The organism is Streptomyces sp. 150FB (assembly GCF_000818195.1).
Classification (GTDB): Bacteria; Actinomycetota; Actinomycetes; order Streptomycetales; family Streptomycetaceae; genus Streptomyces.
On the sequence record NZ_JTHL01000002.1, the window covers coordinates 145,065 to 152,458 of the forward strand.

Genomic DNA, 7,394 nt, shown 5'->3' on the forward strand with positions numbered 1-7,394 from the left:
ACCGCTGTGCGGCGGCGACGACGGCGGACCCCAGGCACAGGCGCCGCCCCAGATCGTCGATCTGCGCCTTCAGCTGCCCGATCCGCGTCTCGACCGCCCGCTCCTCCGCGGCATACGCCAACTGCTGGGCCGCCAGTTCGGCGTTGCCGAAGTCCCCGGCCCTGTGTACGGCGAGTGCACGCCGCAGTCGCCGCGGCAGGCGGCGGTGATCTCCTGAGCGGGCGAGGAGGCGTGCGAGGGTTTGCGCCGACCGATCCTCCTGCTCCGTCAGCGGCCCTCGGTCAGCGAGCCGCGAGGCCATCCAGCGGCACAGTTCGGCCTCGTTACCGGGAAGTTGGTCCGCGATACCGCTCAGGTCGGCGGCTAGGCGCTTCATCCGCACCGACCACTGCCGCTGCTGCGCGTCTGCTCTGGCAAGCAGGTTGCCGCGGGCGCCGGCCGAGCGCAGGGCACGACGGGCCTCCCGCGCTCGAGCCAGTTCCGCATCCCGGCGGTCGATCTCCGTGGTAACCGGCTCCAGCTCGACACGCACCCGTTTCAGCAGGGCGTATAGGCTGGGGACGTCGTCCAGCGCCACGGCGTACGCTCGTTTCTCCAGCAAGGAGACGACGACGGCACACGGCAGCAGCTCCTCGGAGACGCCGAAGAACCTCCGCATCTCCCCGGCCGCTGCGGTCAGCGCGTCCTGGTGCTCCCGCAAGGAGTGGGTCAGGGCCGGAAGGAGGGTCACGTCCTCCACGACGGCGCCGTCAGCCGGGCCCCCACCCTCCGCTTCCCTGCGCGGCGGCCACGCGTCCATGCGGAGCGTCGATCGCGCCTTTCCCCCCGGCGTATCCAGCCTGCTGCTCTCCCCCAGGCACGACACCCCCTCGACGGGGGTCCCGTCCTCGTTTCGCCAGTGGCCTGCATCGATGACCAGCCCGGAGTAGGGGACCGGGACCAGCCCGGAGGGGGCCGGGGTGATCACACCGAGGTAGCGGCACGTGACATCGTGAGTGTCCGACCACTCCCGGAACAGCCTTCGGTGCAACTCCGGATTGTCGGCCGAGCGCGCCAACACGAAGACCAGACCTGCGTACCCGCCATCGCCCAGCGAACGGAACGGCCGCCGCAGGAAGGCGCCCACCGGCATCCCCCTCATCGCGTAACCCACTGCGGCCTCCCCCGGTCGACACCCGGTCCTATTACGAAATCTGCCCGATCTGCGCTGCCGCGCCCGTCTCCAGGGCCGCCCACGTCCCCCTGTCCGGGTCGGCCGAGATCCCCCTCTCTGCCTCCGCAGCCGTTCGCCGAGGGTAGTTGTTCGGTCACGATATCCCTGCCGCGCAGGAGTATGACGTTGGTTGGGGGGACTGAGCGCGGCCGGGAAAACGGAAGCCACCCGGCCGGTTACGCACCAGACCGATACGGTCCGGGGCTCGCTCGCGTATCCGCGGGGTCTGATGTTCATGCACGCGGTGCCCTGTCCAACGACGCTGCGACGCCTCAGTCACCTGCACCGGAACAATGCAGGCGAAGCCGTCCGGCGGCTGCTCCCGCCCGCCTACGATGCGCTTGTGCGGAACACGAAGGCGTTCAAGGAAGCCGTTGCCCAGACGCTCGCGGAGCTGGCCCGCCGGGGGGTGACCCTCGCGCCGGCGACCGTGGAGGACACGATCGAGAAGCAGATCACCACCGTCTCCGAGCGGCTCGGGATCCAGGTGCGCTCCGCCTGGCGGTACTTCGACGCCTCCGTCACGGCCGACCGGCTCGCGCAGAGCCTGTCGTCCTACGAGGAGAGCAGTAGCGAGAAGGGTGTCGGGCAGGCCCCGATGCCGCCGATCGACAATCCGGAACTCGCCCTGGTCCTCGCCGGGGTCCCGGACTCTCTGGCCCAGACCGGCGGAGACCTGTATGCGACCATCATCAATGTGGCGGTCAACGCCTGGATGGCCGGGCACATCCACGGCGAGGACGGCTGCGCCGGCTGCGGCGACCGCGGCCCGTCTGGACATGACTGGGAAGCCCGGATGCGCACCATCACCGAGATGCAGCCGAACATCACCAAGTGGTTCGACCGCGACGTATGGACGTCCGCCGTCAACGACGCTGGTTACACCGTCACCCGCCGCTGACCCGCCGCTCAGCTCGCCAAAGCCGGATCGAGCAACGTTCCGGATCTCTCGTCCTGCGGGGTGGCAGGATTCCGGTCCATGGGAACGAGAGATGACAGTGACGAGGCGTACGTCGTCGGTCTGTGCAATCGGATCCTGGGGGAGGACGCCTCGACCCAGCACACGTTCGACTGGCTGCTGGGCGACGCTGGAATGGGCGGCCGTCGTCGCAAACTGCCGGTCGATGCCTACTGGTCTGGGCACCAACTCGTAGTCGAGTACCGGGAACGGCAGCATGACCAGCCCGTGCCGCACTTCGACAAGCCGGATCGCCTGACCGTGAGCGGGGTGCATCGCGGCGAGCAGAGGGCCCTCTACGACGCCCGCCGCGACACCGAGATCCCCATCCACGGGCTGAGGCTTGTCGTCGTCCGCCCCGCCGACCTCGATGCCGACGGCCGCGGGCGACTGCGTCGAAGCGAAGAAGCCGACCTGGCTGCGTTGCAGAAGATCCTGGCGTGCGAGAGCGACGGGGACCGCGGCACCGACGCCTTCCGAACCTGACGAACAGCCGCCAACAGCACCGGCCGCCCCCGGGCGATCGTCTTCCTCTGTCCACAGGTGACGCGTCGAATCCTGGGCTCATGAGCGATCACGAGCAGCAGCCGGCCCCACGCCGGGGCAAGGTCCTGGAGGCCCTCGCGCGGGCCGAGCGGAAGGTCTTCACCCGGCCCGCGCCGAAATCAGCCAATGCACAGGTGAAATTCCTCCTCACGCGGGCGAAGGGTTCGACCAAGGCCCTGGCGGAGCGCCTGGGCGTCTCGCGCCGGACCGTGGAGCGCTACCGGGCCGGGAAGCTGACGACCCCGCAGAAGCGCCTCCAGGCCGCCCTGGTGGAGGAGACCGAATCCGAGTGGCAACCGCAGGTCAGAGCGCAAGCGCGCGCACAGGCGTCCACCTCCAGGGGGATGATGGTGGAGGTGACGGCGTACTTCGGATTCACCTGCACGGGCAGCTCGGATGACGGCCGCGAGCGCCAGATCACCACGGACATCTCGCCCACCTACGTGAAGCAGATCCTGGAACTCCAGGAGGCCGGGGCGACGGAGGAAGATCTGCATCCGATCGTCGCGGAGGCCATCACGGAGTCGTACTTCACGGAATGGGGCACACGGGCCGATGGCCTCCGCGCGGATTTCACGTCCGTGTCGTCAATATCCTTCCGGTTCTGACCCGGCCGAATTACGGACCTGCTATAAACCAAATCTGCGGGCCGCCGTACAACGCTCTGGCGGCGGCCCGCTCCGAATCCACACGATGAATGCGAGACCGAAGATGACCCGCTTTTGGCCGCCCGGCGAGACCACCCGCCGACCGCCCGCCCCGCGAGCCGCCGCGCTCTACGATCCGGCCCGCGCCGCCCGTATCGGCCGCCGCGTCGTACGGCGCCGGGCGAAGGGAATGGACGCCGGCGCGGTCGCGGCGGCCCTCGAGGAAGCGCGGTTCGATGCCCGGCAGGCATCCCGGCACAAGGACCTGGTTGCCGGCGTCCGCGGCCACGCGGAGCTCGCGGAGTGGGAGCGCCTGGACCAGCTGCTCGCCGAAGCCGCACCGGGCACGGTCTACGACCCGGACACCGACGACGTCGTCCGGGCCGAACTCGCCGCCGACGCCGCGGCCGCCGCCGCCCGGGAAGCCGAACTGCTCGAAGCCCAGCGGATCGCGGCCCGCGCCGACGAGCTCCAGGCGCTGCGCGAGCTCGGCACCCTGGGGCAGACCGAGCCCCGCGACGGCGACGAAGCCGTCCGCGACGAACTCACCCGTCGAACCGGCGGGTACGTCCAGGCCGACGTCGACGACTGGCTCGCGCACGCCCTGGCCGCGCACCTCGGGCACTACCGCGAACCCGCCGCCCGCGAGGAAGCAGCCGGCCTCCTGACGCCTCCGGTCCTCGCGCACGCCGCGCTGCTCGCCGAACTTGCCCGCCTGGTCCCCGGCGCCCACGTCGACGAGCTGGCGTTCGCGGCCCGGATCGCCACCACCGAGCCCGAAGCCGCCGACGCGCTCGCCGCGTTTCTCGCCCGCGTCTGCCCGTAGCGCCGCGCTCCCGGGCGCGTTCTGGGGATCACCCGCCGCGCCTGGCACAGCGAGGACATCATGAGGGCGTGGCCGACAACACCCTGCATCTGAAGTACGAACAGATCGACCTGCGCACGGCGAACCTGTCCGGTGCCCTGATGGGGCTCTCGGACAGGCTCCGGGCCTTCTGTGACGGAAGGGTTCTGTACAGCGGTGACGAACTATCCGGCAGGGCGCAGGACCTGGCCCAGGAGATGAACGCGATCGTGGCGCGATGCGCCGCGCTGGACGCGATGCGTCAGGCATACCGGGACCTGGTGCCGGACGTCCCGAAGATGAGTGAGCAGCCTTCGTTGCCGGACGCCGCCCGCGATCACCGAAGGTGACTGTCACGCTGTCAGGCTCGGGGTGTCACGCACCCCTGATCCGGCTGTCACGCTGGGGAACGCTGCCAATTTGGCCCGCAACCACGGGGCCAACCCCCGAATCTCGGCCTTACCTCGAGGTCTGACCAGCGAAGGAGCCGCAGTGCCGTCCATCGTCCAGGAGCTCTCCGGCCACCGCGATCTCGAAGGACTCCGCATCCTGCTCGACTGCCCCTTCAAGGCCACGGTGCTCCGCGAAGGCCCCGCACAGGTCTCCGGGCCGGGCGCGGCCTGGCTTGTGTACCTGTGCCCCGTGCACACCGTGGACCTGGACGGCTGGCCCGGCACCGCGGACCACCCGGACAACGGCACGAACCCATGCGGCACCGTGTTCGACTACCGCTCTCCCGAAGGACGCCTCCAGTCGCACGCCGACCTGTGGCTGACACCGCTGACCGGCGTCGACCCGGCGGCGTACGGCGACAGGTGGGCCGACTTCCTGGACCAGGCTCACCGCGTACTGCTCGCCCGAGCCGAAGAGGCCGCCGCCGCCGGCGAGGACAGCCCACTGCAGAACATGCTGGCGTCGATGGCCGTGGCCCGGCGGACCGCAGCCAAAGGCGACCTCGGGGTGGCAGCAACATCCCTCGGGTACTGCGAGACCCTCGCTCTCAGCCTGTAGCTGCGGATCGGTGGTTCTGGTGCGCAGCATTCGCACGACCGAGCAGCGGCGCGCGCATGATCCTTCCCGGCGCTGTGCGGCCCCCTGCGGCGTCCTGAGCGGCTCCGGGCTCCGAGTCGACGATCACGGGCTTCTCGTGCCGTCACAGCGGCGTACAGCGCCTCGGGTGCTCTGGGGCCTCCACGGCTCCCCGCAGGTCCTATCCGGCGTCGGTGTTCTTGTTCTCCCGGCCGCGAGCTCTGCTCTCAGGGGGGGAGAGTTCAACCCGCGCATAGGTACTACAAGTACCTAACTACATTGGGGTGCAAGACGGTGCCCGGCCCCGACCCGTTCAGAGGGCCTCCAGCGGTCTCCCGGTGAACTCCCGGCGGGATCTCCAGCACCGGCCAGACCTTGCACCCTTCCGCTTGCTGCCCGTCCTGCTGCATGGGCTGCTGCTCCTGGTGGTGAAGGGTGCAAGACCGGGTGCTGCTCCGATCGCCCGGTTCGCAGTGCAGCATTCGCCGACCCGGGCGGCACACGGGTGCTGCACGGGTAGCAAGGCCGGCTGCTGCAACCAGGTCGCCGACCGCGCACAGGAATGTGCCCCTGGTGCACATCCTGCGGGTGGTTATCACCCGGGGGTGATGACCGGCGCTATCCGGCGGCCCGGACAGCTCGGAGCGGTGTCTGCGGCTGCCGCTTCGGCGGGCCTGTCTCGTACAGCGGGGCGGTGATCTCGGGCAGCTCACCGGCCTCGATGCGTTCGGCGGCGTCCTGGATGGTCTCCTCCAGCTCCTCCTGGGTGGCGTAGGAGGCGATGTACGGGTGGAGGTAGTAGGTGCGGTACTTGCGGTCCTCGGGCCGCAGCACCAGGTTCCGGCTCTCCAGCAGCGCCATGGCGGTGTTCGCGGAGTTGCGGGACAGACCCACGCGGGCGCCCAGCTCGGCCTGGGAGGCGTTCACCTCGCCGCCGGGCTCCTGGCGCTCGATGAGGACGCTCAGCAGCTCCATCGCGGCTTTCGTGAGGTCCAGCCGGTACAGCATTCCGAAACCGGCGCTCGCTTGGATCAGCATGCCTGTCCCTCCCTCTCGACACCCTCATCGTCGCCGTTCCCGGCCCCGAGCTCCAACTGCACGCTGCGCGGCGCCGGCGGGGGCTTCACTTCGGGGAAGGCGCCCTCCGGCGCGCCCCGGCGCAGGGCCTCCAGGATCTCGTGCTGGACGTCGCCGTTGCCCTCGAAGCCGAGCAGCGGGTTCACGAAGATCAGACCGGTGTCGACGCGCTGGAGCATGTGCCACTCCTCCAGCCGTCCGAGCGCGCGGGTCACGTTCGACCGCTCCACGCCCAGCTTGTCCGCGATCTTCTTGTGCGTGGCCCGGAGCCATCCCTCGCGCTGGCGGCCGATGCACCACAGCAAGACCGCGGACTGGATCGGCGACATGCCGTGCTGGGCGATCAGCACCGCCAGGACGTCGGCGAAGAAGTCGTTGGAGACCACGCTGTAGCCGGAGCGCCCGTACATCTCGTGGGGCGCGCGGTACGTGTACCGGACGTTGACGTCCATCTGCTGCACCGGCCGCTTGCGGGTCGGCGGCTTGATGTCCTGCCCCAGCCGGGACGACAGGGTCTCGCGGAAGGCGCTGTCACCGCCGGGCTGAACGGCAGTGATCCGGCCCTTGCTTCGGCCAGCGGCAAGGCGCTTGGGCTCGCGGGGCATCGACGGTGGTCCTGTCCTCGATCTTGACGGGTCGCGACGGACCCTAGCAGTTGTCCAACCTGACTTGGCAGATTTGTACATGCTGGCGTGGCGCTTTGGTGTCGACGTCGACACACCGGTTTTCAGGGTGGCTCCGTAGAAATGCGTCCCGACCTGCAACGATGCCAAGTTGTACAAGCTGGGTTGGTAAATATGGGTGTCGGTGTGGCACCACCAACACATTTCCGCAGGTCAGTGTGTCAGCGCTGACACATCCCCTTCCGCGAAACCGCAGGTCAGGGGCCGTTTCGCGCAGCGGCCCTCTTTTCCCTAAGACGCACGCGCGCGCGAAGGCCGTACCAGGGCCTTGCGTGCGTGCCACCCACCGAGCACCCACCCGGCAACACTCCGCAGCCGGCCCCGGCGGTCCGCTCGCGCCCTGGCGACCTCACGGAGACCCCCAGCCGCTCCGTACGGACCGTTCTGCGGCTTCCAG

General features: G+C 69.5%; 9 protein-coding genes. 6 read left to right on the forward strand and 3 right to left on the reverse strand.

The features are described from left to right. A partial coding sequence (locus QR77_RS47275; RefSeq protein WP_160311036.1) for a hypothetical protein occupies positions 1-1,126 on the reverse strand: 1,126 nt, incomplete at its 3' end. Positions 1,127-1,556: 430 nt separating this feature from the next. Here QR77_RS47275 and QR77_RS41810 point away from each other — a divergent pair. From QR77_RS41810 to QR77_RS41835, 6 genes are all read left to right on the forward strand, one after another. Then, positions 1,557-2,114 (forward strand): hypothetical protein, encoded by a 558-nt coding sequence (locus QR77_RS41810; RefSeq protein ID WP_236711259.1) that lies wholly within the window; start codon positions 1,557-1,559, stop codon positions 2,112-2,114. A gap of 78 nt (positions 2,115-2,192) precedes the next feature. Beyond that, the gene (locus tag QR77_RS41815; RefSeq protein WP_052489866.1) at positions 2,193-2,657 is read left to right on the forward strand and encodes a hypothetical protein; all 465 of its coding nucleotides are present in this window, start codon (positions 2,193-2,195) and stop codon (positions 2,655-2,657) included. An 80-nt stretch (positions 2,658-2,737) separates the two neighbouring features. Beyond that, complete coding sequence (locus tag QR77_RS41820) at positions 2,738-3,325, forward strand: transcriptional regulator (RefSeq protein ID WP_040029680.1); 588 nt, start codon at positions 2,738-2,740, stop codon at positions 3,323-3,325. A 103-nt stretch (positions 3,326-3,428) separates the two neighbouring features. Further along, entirely contained in the window at positions 3,429-4,190 is a 762-nt protein-coding gene (locus tag QR77_RS41825; RefSeq protein WP_040029681.1) for a hypothetical protein, read from the forward strand. A 68-nt stretch (positions 4,191-4,258) separates the two neighbouring features. Beyond that, positions 4,259-4,558 carry a hypothetical protein gene (locus tag QR77_RS41830; RefSeq protein WP_040029682.1) on the forward strand — a complete coding sequence of 100 codons (300 nt, stop codon included), beginning with the start codon at positions 4,259-4,261 and terminating at the stop codon, positions 4,556-4,558. A 142-nt stretch (positions 4,559-4,700) separates the two neighbouring features. After that, positions 4,701-5,219, forward strand: coding sequence for a hypothetical protein (locus QR77_RS41835; protein ID WP_040029683.1), 519 nt, complete (start codon positions 4,701-4,703; stop codon positions 5,217-5,219). A gap of 636 nt (positions 5,220-5,855) precedes the next feature. Here QR77_RS41835 and QR77_RS41840 read toward each other — a convergent pair. Together QR77_RS41840 and QR77_RS41845 are read right to left on the reverse strand one after the other, a co-directional pair. After that, positions 5,856-6,275, reverse strand: coding sequence for a hypothetical protein (locus QR77_RS41840; RefSeq protein ID WP_040029684.1), 420 nt, complete (start codon positions 6,273-6,275; stop codon positions 5,856-5,858). After that, entirely contained in the window at positions 6,269-6,919 is a 651-nt protein-coding gene (locus QR77_RS41845) for a replication/maintenance protein RepL (RefSeq protein ID WP_040029685.1), read from the reverse strand. Before QR77_RS41845 ends, QR77_RS41840 begins: the two co-directional genes overlap by 7 nt. Positions 6,920-7,394: the final 475 nt, after the last annotated feature.

Coding starts and splice junctions, on each gene's coding strand:
- QR77_RS41815 (WP_052489866.1), top strand. CDS start 2,193: ATGGGAACGAGAGATGACAGTGACGAGGCGTACGTCGTCGGTCTGTGC.
- QR77_RS41820 (WP_040029680.1), top strand. CDS start 2,738: ATGAGCGATCACGAGCAGCAGCCGGCCCCACGCCGGGGCAAGGTCCTG.
- QR77_RS41825 (WP_040029681.1), top strand. CDS start 3,429: ATGACCCGCTTTTGGCCGCCCGGCGAGACCACCCGCCGACCGCCCGCC.
- QR77_RS41840 (WP_040029684.1), bottom strand. CDS start 6,275: ATGCTGATCCAAGCGAGCGCCGGTTTCGGAATGCTGTACCGGCTGGAC.
- QR77_RS41845 (WP_040029685.1), bottom strand. CDS start 6,919: ATGCCCCGCGAGCCCAAGCGCCTTGCCGCTGGCCGAAGCAAGGGCCGG.